The sequence below is a fragment of the Hahella sp. NS-SX17 genome (assembly GCF_057367735.1).
Genome location: NZ_CM170632.1, coordinates 7,050,408 through 7,074,559 on the forward strand (window position 1 = coordinate 7,050,408; position 24,152 = coordinate 7,074,559).

A 24,152-nucleotide genomic window follows, 5' to 3' on the forward strand; every position below is an offset into this window, starting at 1 on the left:
TTATGAAAACATTCGCAAAACTCTCTCGCTCTATATATTGCAGCGCATTGATATTTATTGCGCTAGCGCTTGCCGGCCGGCCGGTTCTGGCCGAGCAAAAGCAAGTTTTTGGGGATTATGAAATACACTACATAGCGCTTCCCACTACCATTCTGGACCCGGAAGTAGCAGTTCACTATAAGCTGCCTCGCAGTAAATCCACCGGTTTTGTGAATATCTCCGTGCTGAAGAAGCAAGAGGACGGCTCTATGCGCGCCGTATCGGCGTTTATACGCGGCAAAGTGAACAACCCTGTACAACAAAGCAGGGATCTGGAGTTCCGCCGCATCAACGAAGGCGACGCCCTCTATCAAATCGCAGAATTCTGGTACAGCCAGGGAGAAGTATTGACGTTCCAGCTGGAAATTCAGGCCGACCCGAATCAGGGGCCATTCTCTCTACGCTTCCATCAAGACCTGTTCCCGGAATAGTTCCCGGGGACCGCCATCCGACGCATTCAAGTACTTTAAATCATGCAAAGAATCGTACTCGCCAGTAATAACGCAGGCAAAATCAAGGAGCTGAACAGACTGCTAAGCTCCCTCGACATCACCGTTGTCTCTCAAAAAGAGTTAAATATTCCCTCTATTGAAGAGACAGGGAAAACCTTTATAGAGAACGCTATCCTCAAAGCCCGCCACGCAGCGGCGGTCTCCGGGCTGCCCGCCCTGGCGGACGACTCAGGTCTGGATGTGGACGCGCTACAGGGCGCGCCAGGCATCTATTCGGCTCGCTTCGCCGGTGAAAGCGCTTCCGATCAGGACAATAACGCCAAATTGCTGCAACTGCTGGCGAATACCCCCACTGGCTCCAGGACGGCGCGCTTTCACTGCGTGCTGGCCTTTATGCGCCATGAAACAGACCCGGTCCCCATTATCTGCCACAGCGCTTGGGAGGGCTCCATTGCGGAACAGGCCAGCGGCGGCGGCGGTTTTGGCTACGACCCTCTATTCTGGCTGTCTGATCGACAGTGCACCTCGGCGGAGCTGACGTCCGAAGAGAAAAACGCCCTCAGCCATCGTGGGCAGGCGATGGCGCAACTGGTAGCGGAGTTGACCCGCCTGTATGGCTGACATGCTGACGCCAGGGCTGCAAACGCCGCCCCTGGCGCTTTATGTACACATCCCTTGGTGCGTGCGGAAGTGCCCATATTGCGACTTCAATTCTCACACTGCCCGTTCAGAGCTGCCTGAGCGGGAGTATCTGCAGGCGCTGTTAAGCGACCTGGACACGGAAATGTTCAAACTTGAGCAAGCAGGCGGACCACGAGCGCTCAGCTCCATATTCTTCGGCGGCGGCACGCCCAGCTTACTTTCCCCTGGCGTCATCGCCTCCATTATCGAAGGAGCGCATAAGCGCCTGGGATTTCAGGAGGATATTGAGATCACGCTGGAGGCGAATCCGGGAACCGTCGACGAGGCCAAGTTCAAAGACCTGTTTCAAGGCGGGGTTAATCGACTGTCTCTCGGCGTACAGAGTTTCCAGCCTGGTCTATTGACGACGCTTGGCCGCATTCATAGCGGCGAGGACGCGATACGCGCAGTGAACAAGGCCAGACAGGCGGGCTTTGAGAACTTTAACCTGGACCTGATGCATGGACTGCCAGGGCAATCAGTGCAGCACGCGATGACTGACCTGGAAACGGCGATCAGCCTGAATCCATCACACCTGTCCTGGTATCAACTGACCATCGAGCCCAATACAGAGTTTTATCGTCATCCGCCACAACTGCCGGAAGACGACACCCTATGGGAAATTCACGAAAACGGCTGCGACCGCTTGACCCAGGCTGGCTATAACCAGTATGAGGTCTCCGCATTCGCTCAGACAGGCAAAGAATCCAGACATAATCTCAATTATTGGCGCTTCGGAGACTATCTCGCCATTGGCGCAGGCGCTCATGGCAAACTGACGGCGACATCCGGGGACGTTATACGCTATTGGAAAACCCGTTTACCGCAGCACTATCTCGGCCGCATTGACAACTACACGGCGGGGGAAGAGGTGACGCCAGCCCATGAGGCCGGCGTGGATTTTCTGATGAATGCGCTAAGATTACGGGAAGGCGTAGAGGAGGAACTGCTGCTGCGCCGAACTGGCGTCAACGTCTCCATATTGGAGCCGCAATTGAGTGAAGCGCGCGACAAAGGCTGGCTGCAGGCTGACAGACTACAGTGTACGGAATTAGGCTACCGCCATTTAAACGCCGTTTTAACTCATTTTATGGACTAGCCCAGCCCTGCAGCTTTGTTTTACACTGGGCGCTTCCCCGAATAATACAGGTTTCTACCTATGGACGACCCTCACCCGTCGCAGAAAAACCGCATTGCTTTCAGTCTCGCCGCCACAGTCCTTTTCGGCGGCTTGATATTCTGGATACACCCTTATCTGCAAAACGACATCGCTCCCTGGGGCTTCGTTAGTTTCGAGCTGGCCAAAAATCCATTCCGGGCAGAGCTCATACTCAATTCATGGGGCCGCGAGGGGCAATTCTGGGCGACATGGAGCCTGATTCTGGATTTTCCGTTTCTGATTGCTTACACCATCTTGCTCTGCGCTTTGTCTCGGGGCGCCGACAGTGATCTCTAACATTTATTTACAGTGGGCTTTCTCATTGCTGGCATGTGCGACGCCGTTGAAAACATCGCACTGGGCTTTGTATTGGGGGGCGGATTATATCCTCAGCTGACCGCAGCGGCTTATTACTTCGCCAGCTTAAAATTCCTGCTGCTGATCACTGGCGTCGGGTTTCTGCTTACCCGTTTGATGCACTTTCTACACATCAGGGTCACCCGGGAAGCGCCGGCTAAATCTAATTGAAGCGATTAATCAGACAGTCAAATAGCTTCCTTCTATTTGACTGTAACGACATCTCCCACGGCTAGCCGCTTCGACATCTAATCGACGCGACGGAACATCAAGTCCCAAACCCCATGTCCCAGGCGCTCTCCGCGCTTCTCGAACTTGGTGATCGGGCGGGTATCAGGCCGTGGCGAGAACTGCCCTGCCCCAGCAACATTTTCCATTCCCGGCGCTTCGCTCATGATTTCCATCATATGCTCAGCATATGGCTCCCAATCCGTCGCCATATGAAACACGCCGCCGTTCTTCAGCTTGGCGCGAATACGCTGCACAAACTCCAACTGCACAATTCTGCGCTTATTGTGACGCTTCTTATGCCAGGGATCAGGAAAAAACAGTTGCACCCGGTCGAGTAAGCCGTCTGGCAGACACTTATCGATGACCTCGTTAGCGTCGTCCCAAAAAATATAGATATTCTCTAGGGACTGCTCTTCCATATGCCGCAGCAGGGCGCCTACACCCGGCTTGTGTACTTCGACCCCGATAAAGTCAGCCTCTGGCTCATTCGCGGCCATCTCCGCCAGGGATTGGCCCATGCCGAAACCGATCTCCAGCACTACCGTCGAGCGACGTCCGAACACGCGCTCCAAGTCCAGCAGGCCGTTTTCCACGGACAGGCCTTTCTCCGGCCATAAGCGGTCAAACGCTTTTTGCTGGGAGGCCGTCATACGCCCGCCCCGAATAACAAAACTGCGAATTGGGCGTAAATGTTGATTATCCATAGCTACTCTAAATCGTTACATTAACTTCTTCAGGAAAGTCTGATCACTCTGATGATGGAAACACTAACGCCATCATCAGAAAACAGGGGCTGGAATGATAGGCCCGGTATAAAAAACACGCAACGACTTATCGCCCCATTTTTCATGTGCATTAGCCTTGGTTCGAACAAAAATCCTGTGATAACGCACCGAAACCTCCCGTAACCATGCACGATCAAGATACTGCAGCCTATTTCGCCCTTGCTCTCGCACCAAAACAGGGCAGATCAAAGACGTATTGTATCCTTACAGAATTAGGGGCGCACAACTTTGGTCCGGCGCCTCGCAAGGAACGAAACAGAGGCGACAGCCAAACCAACCCGAAACCACGGGCTTTAGGCTAGGCTATAAAGATACGCGGCCTAACGCTCCAAGACCGGCAGCCAAATCAAGATGCCCCTTGGCCTTTATATTGCTTGGGCTGAGGATAGAAAACCCGGCTATTGCAGTGCCGGAAAACATCAACCATAGAGCTAATAATTAAAATGGAAGATGAACATATCTATCTCTAAAGTCCGCCAAGCCTATGAACGGCACCAAGCTCGACAACGCTGCCTGGAGCTTAGCCAGCAACTGCTGGAACTAATCACCCACATTCAGCAACACCGGGGCGCCACCCTGGCCATACTCGGCGGCGACGACTTCTTCGAAATACGACTTGCCGCCATCAAGCCCTACATACTCAAAGATTTACAGGAGGTGCAACGGCTGCGGGGCGAACTGATATCCGATGAAGGCTGGCAGAATCTTTGCGCCGAATGGTTCACCGTAAACTACCATTGGCGTCAGGATAGCGCCTTCCATAATTTTGAACTGCACACTCATCTTATCCAGCAGCTCCTGAAGTTATACAAAGATTTTCTGAATGGTCCCCTGTTTGAGCATTTGGACGCATCTCATCAACCTGTCGCCCGCCTGACCTTGAATGAGTTGCCAGAGCTTATGGAAACCGCCGCGCAAATTCGCGGTATCGGTACTCACTGCCTGGCTTCTGGAGCTAAGGAAAAAGCATTTGTAGACCGGCTTGGCTTTTTATCCCGCTATTTTACTCAATCCAGCCACCACATTAGCGGTCAGTACGATGTGGACGCCCTGCTGCAGGCTGGGCAGCCCTGGTACAAACTTGGCGATATCTGGCTGGGAATTGAACATCGTATTACCCAAGAACTGACGACCGGTCGCGCAGGAGAAGGACTACTCGCAGACCAGTTTTTCAGTGACAGCAGCCAGCTCGTATTTCAAACCAAACAATATGTCAAAGCAGGGCTCAAACGCCTGAAAAGCGCCACGGACAGGGAATTAGAAACATGGATAAACAGCAGCTCCTACCATACCGGCACCTGACTTACGTCCGCCTCCGAAAAGTCTCCGTACAGACGCTACTTTATACCGTCAGTTCACAAGCGCTTACAATCCAGACTCAGTTCCTTTATAGATAGATTAGAGCGTTTTTTGTACAATTTAACTGTCTGGGCCATGCCTATTGACCCGGACAAGCAAATTCGATCTGAAGCGATCGAAATTGTCTTCCTAAACCCCATTTAGGAGCCCTCTTGGGCTCCTCTTTTTATCGGTTCCTGTTAGTGCTAGCGCTTTTGTTCAACCGCTTGCACCCCATACAAGTGCGTCAATGTCCCAGGAAGCGCTTTTTCTACTTCGCCTGAGACGCTTCATTGGGAGCCTCTCTACGCCGGTCCAAGGCGCGAAAACTGAGCGACTCCAATAAGTGCGCCGCTTGAATATGAGGAGAGGAGGACAAGTCTGCGATAGTTCGCGCCACTCGCAGCACCCGATGATAAGCCCTTGCGGACAGCCCAAGCCTTTGCAAAGCGCGCTCCAACAATTGCCGTTCCTTATCACCTAACTGACAATGCCGCTCCAGTAGCTCACCCTGTAAATACTGATTGGCGCTGCCTGAACGCTCTATTTGCGCCTGCCTTGCGGCGTTCACCCGTGCGGCGATATGAACGCTGCTTTCCGATCTGCCGGCCCGCTGCAACTCGTTAATAGCCACCGCCGGGACTTCTACGTGCAAGTCAAATCGATCCAGTAAAGGCCCGGAAATCTTCTGCCGATAACGACTGATCTGTATCTCCGTACATTTACAAGCGACCTCTGGATGGCCAGAATAACCACAAGGGCATGGTTTCATTGCCTTTTTGCCAGTTCGATTAACTGCTAAAAAATCAAAGGGTTACCTCTACCCAGAAGAACTACAGAGTCTCGGAGACCACATTAGAGCGCGGAGGCTTGATTTGCACCTTTCGCAGGCAGAGGTAGCAGAGCGTATCGGCGCATGCACCGAAACAGTGCTTGGCTGGGAGCATAATAAACATCATCCGCCTGCGCGCTTCTACCCCAAAATTATGGAGTTCCTGACCTACTGCCCATGTGTATCAGTGAGCTCATTTGGAGAAAAGCTCTCTGTGTATGCCATACATCAGGGATATACCCTTAAAGCGCTAGCAGCGGCAATTCAGGCCGATGAGAGCACAGTGTTAGGCTGGGCACGGAATGAGCATTCCCCAAGCAGGAAATATATGGATAGATTGGGAATGACTTTGGGAAGTGGCCTCGTGCGATGACCTACTGAACTGACAAGAGGGTCTATGACCCTCTTTCTTTGTATTTATAGAGCAGACTATAAGCCTACCCCCTATTAGCGATTAGCTAGGTAGCCATATTATCGTCATAGTTCTCACGCTGAGCACGAACCAAAGCCATATTGACGTTCTCATCAACCAGCCTTTGTCGATCAAACTTTTCTCTGAAAGAGTCATGCGCAAGCTCTGCCGCTACAAGCGCAACCCCATACCAGTTACACAACCATGCGATGAGCTGTGGGTAGCTTTCTACTACATATACAGGGCGCTTGAGCAACTCTCTAAGGCCGTCAACAGACTCTTTACCATCCAACGCTAATGGTTCACGAACCTCCCGTCCTAGCTTGTCCCAGCCAATCCAATGACTATAAAAAGCAATTTTTGCAGTTTGAGGGCCGGGAGCGGCGTGGAACTCGTAATACGCGGTATCTAAGCTCGGTTTGACAGCCGCGCAATACCTACGCATCAATGATAGTGATATATTTGCAAACCTATCCGAGGGAAGTTCCGGAAGCCCGTTTCTTAGGTCATTATAGTGATTGAAACCATATTCTTGACAACACTTGTCTATCTTTTGACAGTGTGTACCTTCATAGTCAGATATTTTTGCTAGATATTTGATAGAGGTAATGCAGTCTTGAAATGCGAACATGTGAATACTCCGATGGCCTTGCAGTTCTTCCCGCAATTAGCATGCCGCTTGCTTGGCCTCAAAGTAAGTCCAAATGTTGAATGATTAGTTCGGTATTTCCCAACGCGGCAGGGAGGCTACCTGAGCCCACTCAAAAGAGTATGAAAACTTTTTCGCGTGGGGTCAACAGCATACACTTGCAAACTTACAGAACTCTTCCATGCCGGACCCACTGTCCAGCGCCAACATTGTTTTGAGTAGCGAGCTCATTTTTCCAGAGCTCAACTTGTTTCAATTGATCTGTGTAGTAACGCTTTTCGTCGTATGGTACGTGCAGTCCTGAAAACACTATTAAGTGCTCGTGTGTTATTACACGAGACTCACGGTCAGCACCCATCATTTTGCTTGCCAGAGTGTTAAGGTCAAACGCCACTCCACGCTGGTAGCGCTTTGCAGTATCAAACTTAGCAATATTTTCCGCCAACCACTGATCCCAGAAAGAGACTAGTTCATCCTCATCGGCATACTGATCAACATTCCACTCGCCTGTTATCTCAGAGATTGCCGTACTTGCTGCGGTTCGTACCTCATCATTTTCATCCACAAGGAACGGCTTCAGTCCATCAATTGCGCGAATATCTCCGGTAAAACCCAAGCCTTTGAGTATCCCGGCATCATCATCCTCATCATCACTTTGCTCTTTCGCTTCGTTAAACAAGAATGGCACTACATCCTCAGGATTCCCGTAAAGGCCAATGAGGTAAGCTAACGTTCCGTCTTTCAGCCTTTCTGAGAGTGCGACTTTATAGAAGGCCAACCCACTATCGTCGCCCATCAGCAACAAGCTTTTTGCGCACTCGATACGGAAATAGCTACTCACATCCTCATCAACCATAAGGGTTTTAAGAGCACTGATGTAGCTGGGATCGCCAACGTAACCCAGCATAGAAATAGTGTATGTGGAAGGATTAGAGATAAGAGCGTCGATCTGGTAATACGAAGCCAGCTCTCTGAGCATATTCTTAGCGACAACGCTTGAAAGCGCGTCATGAATCCATGGCTTCTGCAACGCGAGTGCTTTATGGCCAAAGCGCTTTATTTTGTCTACGTCACATACTCGCAAAGCTGGCTCAACATTCCAGTGCGCGTTACCGTCCTTCTCCCCCATCTTTTGCAAGAGTAAGGACTCCATATCAGAGTCGCCAGAATACAATATGACGTGACATGCGACTTCGCCTCGCGCTCCTTTGCTGTTGATTGCCGCCTGTAGTACTGCAGCATTGTCACCCATGCCAGTAGCCAGATGCCTCGCTATTTCCTCATAGGAAGTTTCTAACTGCATAAGGGCGGACGCCTTGCTCGCGTCTGCCACATACATACTCTTTGCTAGCTTTTCCCGATCAGCCCACAACTTGACCGCATTCTCGAATTCATTTTCCCAGGCGTTCATATATTTAATAGATCGTATGTAGGAAGCGTAGAGGCAATTGCAAAAGGACTAGCCTCGTTTCCCACCACCGATACAGACAAATCACGAGTTAATCTTAGCCCATTCCATATCCGCACCCGGTTGATATTGGACCACCCACGGCCTAGGTTGCTGTTCTGCAGGAATAAAATAAATGGCATCCCTTGCCTCAAATACGCCGACGATATCAGCCTTGTCCTTTAGGCATTCAAGACGCCCATCTTTCAGTTCAAATATTCCGCTTGGCCCGCCAGCAAAAAACAACCGCTCCTTAAAATATCCAACGCCATACCATTTGTACTCTGGCGAACCAATATCCTGGAATCCATCAAGAGCATTGCCCTTAAGCACGCCACCGCTTCTTCCAGTGATATACACCTCTTCTTTACTCACCACGCGTACATCAGTGAAGACTTCTCCTTCCGGCAAGTGTGCTGGATATGGGACATCGGACCAACTACTCCCATCAAAATGGTGAATTTTTCCGTGATAGCCAACTACATACACATCATTAGAAGCTGAACCATCAATACCATTGGAGGTGTTACCTATGGCATGCATCGTCCAACTCTTTCCATCCCAATGAAACGCCTGTCCATTGAAACTCGTTACCCACACATCGGAGTCGGATGATCCCCAAATCCCCTGCAAAGAGTTGCGATCAACTAACGTAACGTTCCACTGAACTCCCGAGTCCAAGTCTTTATAGTCGAGGTGTTGATATGGTGCATCAACAAACGTCACAGGGGCATTCGTATATACATTCCCCTTGCGATCTATGACCCACAAATGCCCTTCCGGTGACATCCACATCGCGTTCATTTGAGTATTCGCGTATAACAGGCGTGTCCCTTTCCCACCGAGAACAATACCGTTTTTATCTGTCGTCGCTTTCTTTATAGTCCCAACGGCAGCTAAAGCATCTGATTCATCATAGTGAGTGTAGAGCTGGTACACATTTCCGTCTGCATCTCCGCAGACGCCAATAACATGATTAATTTCATATGTGTTTGACATTTCAAATCCCTAGAACGCGTCGCGTGTAAAGTCTTCATCTTCAGGAACGGTACCGCCCCCAATGAGGTTCGAGCACAATGCATTTTTATCGCATCCGCACTGATCAAGGTAGTCTTCGTATTCCCTTCTAATGCATTTCGCAACAATAGCTGCCTCATCTGCCGGCACCCGTGCTCGATACTCATCTGGAGCACGCATTATGTCATTCATAGGCAGCGACATTGCGGTAATATATTCCATGTGATCAAGCCACTCGGTAACCGTCGCATACCGTCCCTCCGCTTCAAGCATTTGACCAAACCGCTCTTCAGCTTCTGTCAGATATCTGTGCTCTGTTCCCTGGCTTTGGTCATCGTATACAAAATAGGTAATCGCATCGCCTTCGGTATATCTGCCAAAGGCGCGCCTAATGGGTACCGCTGATCGCGCTTCCTTAGCTGCCGCATTCCTCGAACGCTCCATAAAGCAACTATGCGGAACAAAGTGCTCACGCTGATAGCCCGGCTTGCTAATTTTTTGCAGCTTTTTATACGGACCTACCGTGATCCCATGCTTTTCAAACAGTTCTTTACGTTTCGCAGGATCATTAACAATTTCATTAACCTCCTGCTCGCTATATATTGTTCCGGCCTCGCTACTCTCCACTTCTGAGTCAGATGTGTTGCCAGTAGAGGTAACTTTTCCAGGCTTTATTTGACTCGCTCGATAACTCTCGTCATCTCGTTTCTCACTCGACCAACCAAGATTCCCATTAAACGAGGAGACATCACTCACCTCTCCGGTAATTGCAGGAGGTGGCGGTGGCGGCGGATCAGCACGAACTATCAACCGATTTGCGAGAGAGGGTTCAGAGTTGGTTGGTGTAAGACCACCCTCGCTTTCAGCAATCAGAGGACAAAACGGCTTTCGTTTGTCCTTAAATACAAGCAGCACATCTCCACGCTCAACGTCTCGCACGAAATCATCACGCCACTTTCGGAAATGCCGCGACCCTCTTCCAGGAAAAGAACCAAACATGGAGCGGAAATGTGAGCCAGCAAGACTGTTAACGACTTGCCCTACTGTTGCATCAGAGCTCAAACAGCGGTCAGCGTAGTGTGCTGCAAAGAATGGAGACTCAGCGAACGGAAGGTCGGCAGTGGTAATGTCAGACCAATGCTTAAATTCGTACCAGCGATTAGAGTACATCTAGAAATACATCCCTTGTATGGCGCTGAACCTGCCAGACTGCAAACAGCGCGATGAATAGCCAAAAACACGTTACATTCATTCACAATGCAAGTGGATTGTACATATGTGGGATGTGCTGGTGAATCAGCAATCCGGCATAGCAAAAATGGGATATACGATGGGCATGCGATATCGCATGTACAAGGAGACGTTCTTACTCAGCAGCGTCGTCGGCCATCTTCCCTTTCGACACTTCGTATCCTTTCGCGAGCAAAAAGCCTTTGCAGAATCCATGCAGATAGAGCTCATCTTGCTCAAGCGACGTAGGCATGTCACTGTCCATACCTCGTATAACTGCATGAATATCAAGGGATAGCTCGCGACAGATAGCCATGAGCTCAAATAAGTTTAATTGGCGATCACCGGATTCATACTTCGTCACAAAGACTCGATGTTTCCCAAGACGCGCAGATAACTCCTCCTGATTAATAGCCTGTTTTTTCCGGGCTTCTCTCAGCAGACGAATAAGGAGTTCGTGTTTTTGGCGGATGGTTAGCGTCATCGACGCAGAATAGAGGAGGAATATATATCTACCAAATCAGTATATTTTTATTAATTTCTTCCATTTTTTAACAAGTCAACTACACTTGATTTTGCAAGGTGTGAGAAGGCCCCCGAATGCTCGGGAACCTTTTCCGTGTATCTGTGTGTTGTTTTCAGGAGGAAGATTATGAAGAAGTCCGTTGCAGCGCTGAGCATATGTGCAGCACTGAGCCTCGTTGTGTCACCGGCTATGGCCGAAAATACTCAAAACCCATGCAAAGACCCGGTGTATGTATCCCTTAAAAACAAAAGCTTGGAGCAGATGACTGACCGGGAGTATGAAACGTACAAACAGGCAGACCAAGCCTGTGCGTCCTACACCACAAATGTTACCGCCATGCAGGAATCGACAAGTTTCAAAAATAATTGGTGGTTGGTAGCGCTGGCTGCCCTTCCGCTACTGTTTCTCCTCTAACGAAAGGACTCTACAATGGGCAAGGATGCCCATACTCATAACAACTCTTCCAACATTGCCCATGCGTAGCACAATCATCCACAGATTCGTCTAAACTGGATATATCGTTGCTTCCTCTTAAAGCAATCGCTTTACGACTACACGGCGGTTATACATGAGTGCGTTAGCTATACCGCGACACAATGTAATACTGATGTTATACATCGTACTTGCTATCCCTCCGCTATTACTTCCCGCACGCCCAGCCACCGCCCAAGAGACCATTACCATCGCAACCGGCGAGTATATTCCCTGGACTTCACAGGAAGCCCCACAGGGTGGCTTTGTTAACCATGTCATACAAGAAGCGTTTAAACGGCAGGACATTGATGTTCGATTTGAGTATTTCCTTTGGGCACGCAGCTACGAGCTGGCTCGGCAGGGGATGTTCCAGGCAGCGTCGTACTGGGTTTGTAGTGAAGATCGACAAAAAGACTTCATTTGCAGCGATCCCCTTGTAGAGGAAAAAACCGTGTTCTTTCACAGCAAGTCCAAGGTGATTACGCAATGGGATACCCTTGAGGACTTACGGGGCTACCGAATTGGCGCAACCATCGGATATACCTACACAAAAGAATTCTGGGCAGCCGCAAACTCAGGAATGTTGAACGTTGGCGCAGTGCCGGAAGACGAGCAAAACTTCAATATGCTTCTGATGGATGGACTTGATCTGTGCTTGATGGGGCAAGTTGCCGGGCTAACATTACTGCGCAAGAAATTTCCAAAATATGCTGCCGATTTAATTACCTATCATCCCAAGCCACTCGTCACCGCGACACTCCACTTACTATTCCCCAAAGCGAATAGCGATTCCAAGCGATTAGTACGCCAGTTCAATATGGGCTTGAAACAGGTTTGGGAGGAGGGCTTATATAGCGCCTACACAGATGACCTCATGGCAGGAAAATACGATCCACCAACACCCTAACGCGTTTCTAGCTTTCTCATCCCTCCCCCTGTTTGGCATTATCAAGAGTCAACTCTCTCCCTGCACAGCCAATGGTATACATGACGGAGTGAATCGTTCAAATATTACACAGAGTGCCCGCTCTACCTACTAAAGCTTGCAACAGAGAACTCTGTCAGGTTCTCCTTCACGCTATTGATATAATCTCCAATAAGACGACTAGAGGCATGTTGGCTTTCAAACGTTTTTAGCAATCGCTCCAATAAGGCAACGATATGCTGCTCAATATCGCTATCAAGGTCGAGCTTTAAAATAGCGCTTTCTATCGTCCATCTTAAGTCCGAAAGGTTCTGCATAGCGCCCACACTGCGACTCACCTCAATTCGCATAATGTCATCTAACATTTCCAGGGTCCGTTTTATCGACTCGCGGCGATGTACCTCTTTTGACCTTCTCTCCTGCTGAGCTCGGATGATCGCTTCCAACATGAAATTTGCAGCGCCACATAGTTTGGTAAGGTTATCTAAGTGCTGATCCGCCTGCTCCTCCACCAACAGCACCCAGAGACTGAAGTATGGGTAGTTGACGATCATTCCGTGCTCATAGGTAATCATTCTGTCTGGCTGCTGGGTTAAATGTGTAAGCGCTCGGGCTTGATCCAAGGTGATATAGCCTTCACTGCTGTAGATATAATGCTGTTCTGGCAAATTTAGGATGAAGAGATACGGCAATGTGTAGCTGGCTAACGCACCCTCCATGGCTAACGCCATATCGAATGGATCTTGAGATTCAGCGCATTGCTGGAAAAACTCAATAATGCCACCAAGATAGCTGCTTGATCGCAGTAGATTCATACCCATCTGATTCAGGTACGTAATCGACTGCTCCAGCTCTGCTATACGATTGTCTCTGACGGTTAATTCTCTGGCGGGAACGACATCTCCCTCACGGTTATCATGCGTGGGTTTCATGGCAAGCCCCCCTCCTTGTATCGCACTAACAGTATAACTTTATTTGTACAGTTCGATGACGTTCCTTCATAAATTGATGAGCATTTCTCCAATAAAATGCCCTCCCTTTGCCGTACTCCATATGTGCCGCCACGGCACCTTTCACTGTCTTTGATTCATTACGTTCTCGCGTATGTTGTATACGTGCGTCACAGAGACGCGCGAGGTGAAGCCGCCAGTACGGGGCTTCACCCCCTGCTGGCTGTTCTTCATGTTCTTTTGCATACCACATAGAGAGAACCTACATGAACGAAGATCAACCGCACTACTCAGTCCACGAAGACGGTACATACCAATTCAATCAGGCAATACATCCAGACAAAATCATTTCCCTTGCAAAACATATCCTTAGTGCAAGGTTTTTCCGTGGCGAAGCATTTTGCGGCCCTGACGCGTCCAAGTACTATCTCGTGCTCCAGCTTGCAGAGCATGAACAGGAAGTATTTGCCTGCATGTTCCTTGATAACCAGAACCGGCTAATCAGTTTCGAAAAACTATTCTTCGGCACTATCGACGGCGCATCAGTGTATCCACGAGAGGTTGCTAAACAGTGTCTCAAGCACAATGCAGCGGCAGTGATACTCGCACACAATCACCCAAGTGGCGTATGTGAGCCAAGTCTAGCTGACCAAGATATGACGAAGAAGCTTGCGCAGTCGCTAAAACTGCTCGATGTTCGAGTAATCGATCACGTTATTGTGGGTAGTGACGGCAGCGTTATGAGCTTTGTAGAGCGTGGAATGATGTAGCTCTTCGCCCTCACCGACATTGGTGGGGGCTTTTTAGGTTGCAGGCAGCGGTGAGCCTCCCCCTTATAGGTCAATATGTTAAATCGAAACGACACTTGAGGTGTGAGTGTTCACATTTACCACATTATGAAAAATAGTTATTAAAAATAATTTTTATATGAAACAAAAATCCACCCTTAAACTAATCTATTCCGGGATCTAAGCCGTAAATACTATATAAAAGCTATTTTCGAGTTGATACCTTGTTCGTAAGTGAGTGCCACTTTTTACAAAATCAAGTGGCTATGTGTGAGACTCTAGCTAAACTTACAAGTAGTACATACTACCCACACAGAAGGAATACTGTTTTATTTCAATGACTTACACTGAGTATATATTGTTTGGGTTTGACAGAACAGCCTTCTCTATATACAATTTAAATCATAGAAGTCGAGTTTAACATAACCAAAAGGAATATAAGTATGAGAAAAAATTTTAGATTGGTGCCAATTACAGATCCTACCGATATTGGGCCATGCCCAATTATGGCATAGCACGTGCCCATATCAACAAAGAGAAATGACCTCATGTTATTTAGACAAGAGGTCATTTCTGCTTATACCTGTTAATTCCTCCCATTCCTTTTTCATACGCTCAACCCAACCATCTTCTACATGGCCGTATGAGAATACCGCTATCAAGCCTTTCTGAATGTCTTCTGGAAGTTTATTCATTGCATTATCAGAATACACTTTATGCCGTATATAAGACGCTCTCATCACAGACTCTTCTAACCTATGCCAACGCTTATAACTACTTTCAAACATTTTCTCTCTTATAGGTGACGATTCATTTATGTAACAATTTATTTCATTGCACTCTGCACATAGAAATGATTTTTCGCATTTTCCATATACGCTATTCATCCAAACACTCTTATAATAGACAGCATTACAAAGAGTATGCGCAAGAACCCTATTATATCTATCCTCAATATCTTTACAGCTATCCCCTAATTTTTTTAGATTTTCAATCTCATCCTTTACAATCCCTAGATATTTTACCGCAGACCTAGAGAATTCGATTACCACTTTAATTTTGACTTGATTTTGTATTTTATCAGTCTCAATTAAGTCTCTAACCTCCTCTTTAGAATCTCCAGCTTCGAGCACATCATAGTGCCCTCTCCGCTTCATTTCACTTTCTATTTCAGAATATCCAGTATAAATTATAAACGCCTGATGAATTAAAACTCCGGCCTGGTGCATATTAGAATCAATGCCGGCTTTTATTTTCACTCTATTCTCAAAAGCACCCATTCTTTCTTCAATCTCGTGCATTTTTTGATTATGTATTTTATTAACAAAGAATACTATGAGACCAGATATTAACGAAACAAAAGTTAGTATTAGCGCTACTACAGATACAGCAAAAGCAGCCCCACCAAAAAAATTCTTAAATATATATTCAGTATAGCTATAACCACATTGCCCAGTACACTCCAAACTTCTTAACGATAGTGTCATCTCGTGAATGAGTTCAATTCCTCTTCGAAAAGAAGCGTCTTTGAAATCCTCTCTACTGTTTCGATTGTACACACCCATGGCTGTTATTCTTGAGCTGATCTTCCTGATGATATCAATAGAAATTGATTTATTGTTAGTTGGAACCTCCATTCTATACCCATTATCTCTAACCCCTTCCATGTAATTAATAACATCTCTAAGAGCAACCTTCTCAAAACCCATATCCGACACAGCATTATCAAGGTTGGCTTCAACTTCATTTAAAATATTTAACGCTTTATCCCCAACGCCAAACTGAGGAGTATAAATAATTTCTGTAGGTATTCGACTAGAGCATGAAGAAAGCAGAAAAGAAAAACAGACTGTCAATACTATTAAGGAGAACAACCTAAACACGCTTATATTTTTGGAAAGCAGCTTTTTTTCCACTTCATTTCACCTCCATGTTGGGTGATACAGATAAATAATAGGCTATCAGAAAGCCATCAAATAAAATTTAGATCAGAAAACGTCTTTGACAACCATACTTACCCCTCCCCCCTCCGTACAGACCTCGCAATAATCTCAGCGATAACCGACCGCCCACCGTCAGGAGGAGGATTCCCTCGCTTCACCTTCACCCGGTATCCCTTCACCGAGCTCGTGGTTGGCTCAACCGGGGGAAATAGAGACTCTACATATTCCTGAATCTGCTCTGGTTTAATCACCAACACCGAAAGCTTCCCCGCATATTCCTTCTTGAAATATTGCTCCATGCGGAGACGCATATTGGCCTTCTGCACAATCGAAAGAATCTGAGTGTATGTACCAGCTGCGCGACACTTCTCAATGTTGTGCAACTCATGCTTCATGTCGGTAGTAACCGATATCTCACACGCCACCTTCACCTTCCCACGATACAGCGCAACATCTACGACTCCACCAGGGCACGGCTCCTCAATTACCGCCCTACAACCCCGCTCTTCAGCAAGGCGCTTTATGAGATTCTGGAGGTATATATGTTGTGTGGTTGCGCGCTTTGTCTCTTTCTCTTCAGCGTCGTCCTGGATAGCAGGGGGAGGTGTGGGAGTCTTTGGAGTAACCTTCTCAGGCGCTTTAATGTGTTGTGCTGGTTTTTGCTTATCTTGATCTTCGGGGGGCTCTTGTCTGGAGGGTACGCTTGCCTTTTGAGGCTCTTCTTTTCTTGCATACCGTTCCTGGAAGAGTAGCTCTATCTGCGATACAGCAACTCCATACTTCTCGCGGGAGCGCGACACCAACTCCTCTCGCTGCCGGAATGCGTCGGGTATTTCGATGTATTCTGTTGTAATCGCAACCTCGTTCCCCATGTTTCCTCTTCGCACCAATGCCTCACCACGTCCCAGAGAAACAATCTGCTGATGATCGAACGCTGAAAACCCTTGCGCGAGCGAGCGCGCATCATTGCCGCCAACACGAAACACAATACGGCTATGCGCATTTCCGAGCACAGCGTCTGCAACCTCAGGAGCACGACCTAGTTGCGAAAGGTATTGATGGGAAAGCGTGAGCCCCAACTTATACTTCCTGCCTTCCCCGAAGATGGAGGCCAATGATGGCGTCACGAAGTGTTGGCATTCATCGATATAGAGAAAGAACGCTTTGCGATCCTGCTTCGGTATCGACTGCCTGGCTATCGCATACTGCTGACATTTGGTAACGAGAAGGCTTCCGAGTAGTTGGGCGTTTGTTGCCCCCATGAGCCCAAGCGGAAGACGCGCAAGCAGGATCTTTCCTTCTTGCATAATGTTTCCCAAATGAATCCCACCTTTCGGCTGCCCAAGCACATACCGCAGCATGCGAGCTCGAAGAAACGAATCGAGACGAGTCACCAACGGCCCAATGGAGCGTGATCCTATACGCGGAAAGTCATGCTCCCAAAATGCTTGTATCGCTTGATCTGTGATAGGAGCGAGGCATTTTGCCCGATATGAAGCATCAGAGAGGAAATGGCGAAGATCGAGAAGTGAATACGACTCATCGCTCTCCACCAGCGCAAGCACAGCCTCTGCGAGCACTGTTGTCATCACATCGCCCCATGACGTAGAAAGGCGCGAAATTGTAGATACGAGATCAGAGACTAAGAGATTTTTTTCGTGGGAGCTTTCTGCCTGCAGGATGTTTAGTCCAATAGAAAACTGCTCGTCAGATGGGTCAAACACAATTACATCATCAAATCGATCCTCCGGCATACACTGCAAGATATCGTCGGTGAGATCACCATGAGGATCTATGAGCATACAGCCGTTACCACAACGCGCATCCTGCAAGATCATAGAGAGCAACAACGATGACTTCCCTGTTCCAGAAGCACCGACCACGTGCGTGTGAGCAAACCGGTCTATGTGCGGAATGGTAGCGAGTATGCGCTCCCCGCCATGCTGATAGGAGCCAATAACAAGTCCGTTTTCATCCTCTTCTGGGAAGCTCGCAATCTCCCTAACCAACGGTCCTCGTACGGATTCGTCAGGGATATGTACCAGCCCCACCAGCTCCTCAAGAGAGAGAATCATGCCCGTATGATGGCTCGCACGTGAACACAAGAGCGTGTCGTCGTCATGCGTTGGGTAGTACGTGACGTCCAGGGGAAATAGCTCATTTCCATGTACAGAGCCATACTGATCAAATACCCCATCAAACCCGGCTAAGAGTTCAGGAATGCGTATTTCATCCGCTTGTGCGCCCACTCTGAGAGATACGGCAAAGAGTGGCGAAGCCGTCTTCATTTTGGCTAACTGAAGGAACTCTGGCGCATCCGCAAAAAAGCAGCTTCCGTCTTCCTCATCCGTGAGTGCATCCATGATTGTCCGCGCCCACGGATTTTTCACCGGCTCGATGAGCACCTGCATGCAGAGACACTCTCCTTCTCCTGCACGAGAAAGTGCGGACACTAACGCGATGTATGGATCGATAGCGAAGTTGCGGACCTGGACAAGGGGGATAAAGAATTCACGGAACAACCCGAAGTCTATCCGTGCTTGCGTATTGGTGCCGTCCCACGCAGCTAGGAGTAGATCATCTCCCGCGTGTACTGCCCCTTCTGGAAGAAATGCTCGTAACGTGCTTCCGACATACTCTGCATCAATCTGGTGGCATGTCAGCGCACACTCTACAACACCATGAGAACCGACTAATTCAAAGGAGATTGTCTCCATTGCACCGGTGAGCGTCCGCAGCATAGCGCACATGCGCTCGTGATTAGTTTTGTATTCTGGAGGGATACACAGCTGAAACGATACAGGCTCATACGGAAGCGCTCTTGGAAATGGCTGCTGCTCTTCATAGCTTCTCTGGGGAAGTATCTGTCGATCTGGCCTCCGCTGAAATAACCGCTGCCAGAATGACAAATGGACTCCATCGTCATACGGCGCAACAAGCGGAGCTTCATGCTCGGGTAGCAAGAAAAAAGGGCGGTATGGCGGTTCGAGCTGTACTGCCTCGTCGGCAGAGAGCCATCCCCTTCCCCGCATTTCCCAAGCATAGAAGCTCTTAGTCAGCGCCTCCTCTATGAGTTGCGACACAGCACACTACCGACCACGCCCCAATAGATCCCGTATAGTCGGTTTATAGTCCTCCCGTGCGAGGGCATGCATTCCCCTAGCTTCCAATATTCCGTCCAGAACTTGCGACACGCAGCCAGCAGTGAGTGACTGGAACATATTCGCAGTATCCAAGCGGTAGTATGTGATCGGCTTTATGAGGTGTCTGATAACGAAGCCTATAACTGGGAGGCGCGATAACCACGCGAAAAAGCCGGAGTCGATATACCCAAGCCACCACGAAATAAAGAACCCATTACCAAACGGCGCCGCACAGACGTGGAAGACATGCTCCCCTCGGCGGACTTGAAGGTATTCACGCTTTGAAGAGCCAATACCACCTTCCGAGAATCGGACTCGTTCAGTCCGTACTCGCGGCGCATCGTGCTCTTTAAGCTTGTGCTCGACAGCATCGTAGAATTCATTCGTGGACTGCTGTAGTCCTTCGACTCGGAAATGCCAGTTAGAAATGATATCGGTAGGAATGGCACGCATACTTTAATCTCCCTTTGCAGGTAAACGCATACTGCATAACACGCGCGTATTGCGCTGTCTTATGCGCTCTTCTTGCAGCGTTAAAAGCGTAGTGTGACCTAACGCATATCTCAATGAAGTCGGTATGACAAAATTACTTTTTAATGTATATGCGTGAGTAATGGTCAGAAATAAAACGCACTGAATTATTTATATTCACTGATGTATATTTCCTTTAACAGTGTTCAGCCTATATTGAACATGGACAGCGCCTTATATAGGAATACTATCGGTAACCATTTCCCGACAAAACAGCCAATGCATACCTAATGAAGCTTGCACTTTTTCACAAAGTTCGTACGCGGCGGTAACGTATTCGCACTAAACGGTTTGCTTGCTGAGCCATCAATCATGAGTGAGAGTGCAATCGAGTGATACGGCAAACTCATCAGATCGTCCGCAGAAAAGACTCGATTAAAGTGCTTCGCCATAATCGGCGCATCCAGCGGCCCCAGGCGAAACGAAATGAGTGTTCCCATGTTGGATAACACTGCTTGGCTAATCTTTGGTTCAAGCTGATGGAGATGCTGGTGTGCGAACACCAACCCGACTTTATACTTCCGAAGTTCAGACACCATCGACACAACCGCCTCTGTGGTGAAGTGCTGGAACTCATCGACATAGAGATAGAACGGGCGACGGGCATGCTCTGGGATGTTTGCACGAGAGAAGGCAGCACTCTGAATGATATTTATGAGAAATGCGCCTAGGAGCCGTGTACTGTCTGCTCCGAGCTTTCCTTTAGCAAGGTTGACGACGAGTACCTTCCCCTCATCCATCGCTTTGCGAAGAGAAAGCTGGACTGGTGGGTTTGTAAGCATGCGGTATAGACGGGGATCTGCAAGAAACGCCCCCACTTTATTCTCAATAGGCGCGCATGCTTCGCGCTGCTGAGACGGCGTATACCGTGCCCACTCCTGTGTCCAAAATCGAAATACTGTCTCATTTTTCACATGAGCTAGAACGAGGTTTCGAAACTCTTCGTCACCTGGAAGCCTTGAGATATCGGGAAACGAAGCCTTTCCATATTCCAGGAGCGCAAACAGAGTATTACGGAGCAAATGCTCCATACGGACACCCCAGGCCCCCTTCCCCCATAGTTGCTGCAAGACGTCCATAATGCTGGACGCGACCATAGGAATGTACGCTGTACCCACGCCACGCAGCGGGTTATATCCATACGGCTGTTTTGGATCAGCTGCATCCAGATAGATGAAGTTATCCTGGAGAGATTTCGGTATGCGCCGAGCGATACGCTCCGCCATATCGCCATGAGGATCAATGAAAGCACAGCCACGCCCGGCATGGATGTCCTGCATGATGAGGTTTTCGAGAAGGGTAGATTTACCGGCACCAGTCTTCCCTATGGCGTACATATGGAAAAGCCTGTCTGGCTGCTTTATGCCAAATCGAGAATACGGTGGTCGCCAGTTCGTTTGCCCGAAATATGAAACTGCATGGTTGTTTGCCATGAGGAGAGGTAAACATCTTAGGTGCAAGCTGACACGGAGTGTCTTTGTGCGGAATACACACATACTACTCAGGGAAATTCAGTCTGAACTTCCCCATTTTTTATGCCTAATACTGTTAGGAAGGTTAATAATATGAAAGCAATATTATTAAAACCACTCAACTCTCAATTACTAAAACACGAGTAATTTCATGTTTCGTTACCTTCCTTCGCGAAGGAGTACTTGGGCAAGGATCAAAGAATAGACCATTATGATAGACAAACCAATGTCTCAAATTTTTATCACCTTCGTATCTACCAAAACAAAGAGCAGTTTTACTAGCCTTATTTAGTGAGTATTTAAGTACAGGATCTAAGCCAAATTTAATTTTAATGGCCGACCTCATTTCTGAGATTTTCATAAATCCTTTTCTCTTTACAATATCTTGCTTAATTATCCATTTATCAGCTTGTTCAAAGCTTTCAATGTCTTTGCAAATCATTGCAAAAGAAGCAATTCCACACCCTTCACTGGAGTCAATTTGTTTAATAGTCTCCATACAAATCTCCTTATGTGTTTTTGATGACCATGTAAAAGCATAGCGAGAAGCCAAGGTCGCCCCTCAAAAACTCGGAACACTTAATATAAACAGCTTAAATCCTTGCAAATCTATCAAGAGGATCAGCATAAAAAGTGGAACTTTAATATAAATACTGCTCTTATCAAACCGACACAATGCCTTCATAAGTAAAACACCATACATACCAAAAACAGTAAACACTAAAAAAGATAAAATCGGAGCCACAATATATATACTAACAACTGATACCAATGGTTTTATAGAAATGACAACAATAACAAGGATAAGTGCAGCACTTGCCATGTCCGTATAATGAGCGAGTATTGCATCAGCAGGTTTCTTCTGCTTATACTCATCCATATAAAATATTTCTTCCATTATCTTATCAACATCAATCCTTTTACTTGCATGCAAGTAGTTAATAATTGAAGTTTGGAAAAAACCACCAATAACAAGGAAAAACCAGTACCCATCTTTTTCGGCCCACATATGCGGCCAAAAACTACCATAACTCAGACAAAATATTATATATATAGGAACAGAGAACAATAACACAAAAAGAAGGATCGCAAAGGCTATGCCCTGCCCCGTAAAACTGTCATGGCTCCTCATCTAACATCCCCTTACTAGTACTTCTGCGTATTTTTTATAACGTTTCTATAAACAAAATTCTCACATCATTAGTATGCGACTGCACAGCGATTTAAGTTATCATTACAATTTTCATGCCCACACTTTAATGCTTCTAATAACAGATTAAGTCTATTCTCTATTATTCGACTCTTCATATCATGATGAACTCTGCTTAGCATACTCCTCCAGAAGTCTATCAAGTATTTCATCTATCATTTCATTACACTTTGAAAGATCAATATCATTAGTGGCTGAAAATCCAAGATCAATACAGTCTTTCGCACTACGATAATCACGCCGACCACAATATTTAGCGAGCGCTAGAATGTCTAATTCAAGGTCTGAAACCAACTTTGATATAGTGCCACTACTCACTACGCCAGCTTCTTTTTCAATCATATCTATTGTACTTTCATAAAGGGCATCTGCGGATAGATTATTTCGGATTGAATCTGTGTAGCGAGACACATGAGAAGCTATAGCCTCAAGTTTATCTTTTCCTCTTAATCGATATGCCAGTACTGGATTCACTGTTGCCAACTCCAAAAGCGCATCGTCAAGCGGTGCAACAAGTCTTTCCTCAATATCGATTTTTAACGAATTCGACACATCAATGAGTGACTGGATAATAAGAGGTAGGACTGACACCTTAATATCTTCAGAATCAAACGGCAGACCTCTTTCTTCTACTCGCTTAAAATAATGTAATAAAAATTTCTCGGCAGTAGCATTAGGGTTAAATATAGACATGTTGACTGCATATCTAATTTCGAGCAGAAAATAAAGCACCTTACGTGCGCTTCTCTTACTCTCCGTCCAGTTCTTATAAAAGTATCCAGCACTACTTATTACTGCAGCAAGCAATATTCCAACCAAGCTAACCAATGCAGCAATGAACTTCACATCAGAAAAAACGTCCATTTAAGTCATCCATTAATACATAAAATTATTAAATAATGAAAATTCCTTACGAAGTTCACACCTAATCATTTTTATAAATCTTATTTAGCTTTTCTTCCACATCAGAAATTTTACGCTCTATATTCTTGACTGCCTTAGAATAATTCTTCAAGTTGCTAAATTTTCTTATATTATCGAAAGCGACCAGTATTGTCACACCCCAAACGGGAACAGACAGCGGCAAGAGGAATTTAGTCACTGGCTCAAGAACAGGAACAACCGAAATTATAATTGGACTGACTATAATTAATCCAAGACTGATATTCATGAAGAAAAGAATGAAAAAAACATCAGAATAAACAGCTCTTGTTAATGCAACATTCGATCTTTTAACCTCAGCCAAATGCTCCTTTTCCCAAGTTAGAATTCGCATCTTACTTTCATATCTTTTAATTTTCCTTCCATTCCTATAGTCAACATACTTGTTTTTCAATGGAGTACAAATATATGTCAGCACTAAAACTAGACCCGATGCAGCTACACCTTGCCAGAAAGACATATTAAAAAATTCCACAAGCCACCTTTTATATTAGAAAAACAACAACCAATTACAAACAGCCTTGCCATGAGCAGTAATATCCAATTTCGCCCCCCACTTCCAAGCCATTTTAGGAAAGCGGCTAAAGCTTAGTTTTGACGCACTTATTCTTCTCTTTAT

24 protein-coding genes are annotated in these 24,152 nt (G+C 47.1%); 9 read left to right on the forward strand and 15 right to left on the reverse strand.

The annotated features are described in order from the left end of the window. Nucleotides 1–2 precede the first annotated feature (2 nt). From AC2IBB_RS31735 to AC2IBB_RS31755, 5 genes are read left to right on the forward strand one after another with little or no spacing between them, the layout of a single operon-like run. Nucleotides 3–470, forward strand: a complete 468-nt coding sequence (locus tag AC2IBB_RS31735) for a DUF4426 domain-containing protein (RefSeq protein ID WP_486330625.1) — start codon at nt 3–5, stop codon at nt 468–470. A gap of 42 nt (nt 471–512) precedes the next feature. Further along, nucleotides 513–1,112 carry an XTP/dITP diphosphatase gene (locus AC2IBB_RS31740; protein WP_486330626.1) on the forward strand — a complete coding sequence of 200 codons (600 nt, stop codon included), beginning with the start codon at nt 513–515 and terminating at the stop codon, nt 1,110–1,112. Continuing rightward, entirely contained in the window at nt 1,105–2,271 is a 1,167-nt protein-coding gene (gene hemW / locus AC2IBB_RS31745; RefSeq protein ID WP_486330627.1) for a radical SAM family heme chaperone HemW, read from the forward strand. Before AC2IBB_RS31740 ends, hemW begins: the two co-directional genes overlap by 8 nt. Before the next feature lie 60 nt (nt 2,272–2,331). Continuing rightward, nucleotides 2,332–2,628 carry a hypothetical protein gene (locus tag AC2IBB_RS31750; RefSeq protein WP_486330628.1) on the forward strand — a complete coding sequence of 99 codons (297 nt, stop codon included), beginning with the start codon at nt 2,332–2,334 and terminating at the stop codon, nt 2,626–2,628. A 12-nt stretch (nt 2,629–2,640) separates the two neighbouring features. Then, nucleotides 2,641–2,859 carry a hypothetical protein gene (locus tag AC2IBB_RS31755; protein WP_486330629.1) on the forward strand — a complete coding sequence of 73 codons (219 nt, stop codon included), beginning with the start codon at nt 2,641–2,643 and terminating at the stop codon, nt 2,857–2,859. A 77-nt stretch (nt 2,860–2,936) separates the two neighbouring features. On the opposite strand, the gene trmB is transcribed toward AC2IBB_RS31755, so the two are convergent. Then, nucleotides 2,937–3,623 (reverse strand): tRNA (guanosine(46)-N7)-methyltransferase TrmB, encoded by a 687-nt coding sequence (gene trmB, locus AC2IBB_RS31760; RefSeq protein WP_486330630.1) that lies wholly within the window; start codon nt 3,621–3,623, stop codon nt 2,937–2,939. Between the two features lie 531 nt (nt 3,624–4,154). On the opposite strand from trmB, the gene AC2IBB_RS31765 reads away from it, so the two are divergent. Continuing rightward, nucleotides 4,155–5,006, forward strand: coding sequence for a hypothetical protein (locus tag AC2IBB_RS31765; RefSeq protein WP_486330631.1), 852 nt, complete (start codon nt 4,155–4,157; stop codon nt 5,004–5,006). Nucleotides 5,007–5,313: 307 nt separating this feature from the next. Here the strand turns inward: AC2IBB_RS31765 and AC2IBB_RS31770 are convergent, their stop codons facing one another. The 6 genes from AC2IBB_RS31770 to AC2IBB_RS31795 all read right to left on the reverse strand — a co-directional run bounded on the left by AC2IBB_RS31770 (nt 5,314) and on the right by AC2IBB_RS31795 (nt 11,113). After that, nucleotides 5,314–5,814 (reverse strand): magnesium chelatase subunit ChlI family protein, encoded by a 501-nt coding sequence (locus AC2IBB_RS31770; protein ID WP_486330632.1) that lies wholly within the window; start codon nt 5,812–5,814, stop codon nt 5,314–5,316. A 518-nt stretch (nt 5,815–6,332) separates the two neighbouring features. After that, nucleotides 6,333–6,917, reverse strand: a complete 585-nt coding sequence (locus AC2IBB_RS31775) for a hypothetical protein (protein WP_486330633.1) — start codon at nt 6,915–6,917, stop codon at nt 6,333–6,335. A 184-nt stretch (nt 6,918–7,101) separates the two neighbouring features. Continuing rightward, a complete protein-coding gene (locus AC2IBB_RS31780; RefSeq protein ID WP_486330634.1) occupies nt 7,102–8,346 on the reverse strand; it encodes a HEAT repeat domain-containing protein in 1,245 nt (414 codons plus the stop codon). 81 nt (nt 8,347–8,427) lie between these two features. After that, nucleotides 8,428–9,381, reverse strand: coding sequence for a beta propeller repeat protein (locus tag AC2IBB_RS31785; protein ID WP_486330635.1), 954 nt, complete (start codon nt 9,379–9,381; stop codon nt 8,428–8,430). A 9-nt stretch (nt 9,382–9,390) separates the two neighbouring features. Beyond that, the gene (locus AC2IBB_RS31790) at nt 9,391–10,569 is read right to left on the reverse strand and encodes a hypothetical protein (protein WP_486330636.1); all 1,179 of its coding nucleotides are present in this window, start codon (nt 10,567–10,569) and stop codon (nt 9,391–9,393) included. A 196-nt stretch (nt 10,570–10,765) separates the two neighbouring features. Further along, on the reverse strand, nt 10,766–11,113 hold the full coding sequence (locus tag AC2IBB_RS31795) for a helix-turn-helix domain-containing protein (RefSeq protein ID WP_486330637.1): 348 nt from the start codon (nt 11,111–11,113) through the stop codon (nt 10,766–10,768). Nucleotides 11,114–11,281: 168 nt separating this feature from the next. On the opposite strand from AC2IBB_RS31795, the gene AC2IBB_RS31800 reads away from it, so the two are divergent. Together AC2IBB_RS31800 and AC2IBB_RS31805 are read left to right on the forward strand one after the other, a co-directional pair. Then, the gene (locus AC2IBB_RS31800) at nt 11,282–11,569 is read left to right on the forward strand and encodes a hypothetical protein (protein WP_486330638.1); all 288 of its coding nucleotides are present in this window, start codon (nt 11,282–11,284) and stop codon (nt 11,567–11,569) included. Nucleotides 11,570–11,762: 193 nt separating this feature from the next. Then, entirely contained in the window at nt 11,763–12,536 is a 774-nt protein-coding gene (locus tag AC2IBB_RS31805; protein ID WP_486330639.1) for a substrate-binding periplasmic protein, read from the forward strand. 122 nt (nt 12,537–12,658) lie between these two features. On the opposite strand, the gene AC2IBB_RS31810 is transcribed toward AC2IBB_RS31805, so the two are convergent. Beyond that, entirely contained in the window at nt 12,659–13,486 is an 828-nt protein-coding gene (locus tag AC2IBB_RS31810) for a hypothetical protein (RefSeq protein ID WP_486330640.1), read from the reverse strand. 284 nt (nt 13,487–13,770) lie between these two features. Between AC2IBB_RS31810 and radC the strand changes: the two genes are divergently transcribed. After that, nucleotides 13,771–14,274, forward strand: a complete 504-nt coding sequence (gene radC, locus AC2IBB_RS31815) for a RadC family protein (protein ID WP_486330641.1) — start codon at nt 13,771–13,773, stop codon at nt 14,272–14,274. 569 nt (nt 14,275–14,843) lie between these two features. Here radC and AC2IBB_RS31820 read toward each other — a convergent pair. The 7 genes from AC2IBB_RS31820 to AC2IBB_RS31850 form a co-directional block, all read right to left on the reverse strand. Next, on the reverse strand, nt 14,844–16,208 hold the full coding sequence (locus AC2IBB_RS31820; protein ID WP_486330642.1) for a hypothetical protein: 1,365 nt from the start codon (nt 16,206–16,208) through the stop codon (nt 14,844–14,846). A gap of 98 nt (nt 16,209–16,306) precedes the next feature. Next, nucleotides 16,307–19,318, reverse strand: coding sequence for a type IV secretory system conjugative DNA transfer family protein (locus AC2IBB_RS31825; RefSeq protein ID WP_486330643.1), 3,012 nt, complete (start codon nt 19,316–19,318; stop codon nt 16,307–16,309). A gap of 818 nt (nt 19,319–20,136) precedes the next feature. Further along, a complete protein-coding gene (locus tag AC2IBB_RS31830; protein WP_486330644.1) occupies nt 20,137–21,246 on the reverse strand; it encodes a type IV secretory system conjugative DNA transfer family protein in 1,110 nt (369 codons plus the stop codon). A 253-nt stretch (nt 21,247–21,499) separates the two neighbouring features. Next, nucleotides 21,500–21,880, reverse strand: coding sequence for a hypothetical protein (locus AC2IBB_RS31835; protein ID WP_486330645.1), 381 nt, complete (start codon nt 21,878–21,880; stop codon nt 21,500–21,502). Nucleotides 21,881–21,943: 63 nt separating this feature from the next. Then, entirely contained in the window at nt 21,944–22,513 is a 570-nt protein-coding gene (locus tag AC2IBB_RS31840) for a hypothetical protein (RefSeq protein ID WP_486330646.1), read from the reverse strand. A gap of 177 nt (nt 22,514–22,690) precedes the next feature. After that, the gene (locus AC2IBB_RS31845) at nt 22,691–23,455 is read right to left on the reverse strand and encodes a hypothetical protein (protein ID WP_486330647.1); all 765 of its coding nucleotides are present in this window, start codon (nt 23,453–23,455) and stop codon (nt 22,691–22,693) included. 61 nt (nt 23,456–23,516) lie between these two features. Continuing rightward, nucleotides 23,517–23,993 carry a hypothetical protein gene (locus tag AC2IBB_RS31850; RefSeq protein ID WP_486330648.1) on the reverse strand — a complete coding sequence of 159 codons (477 nt, stop codon included), beginning with the start codon at nt 23,991–23,993 and terminating at the stop codon, nt 23,517–23,519. Between the last annotated feature and the right edge of the window lie 159 nt (nt 23,994–24,152).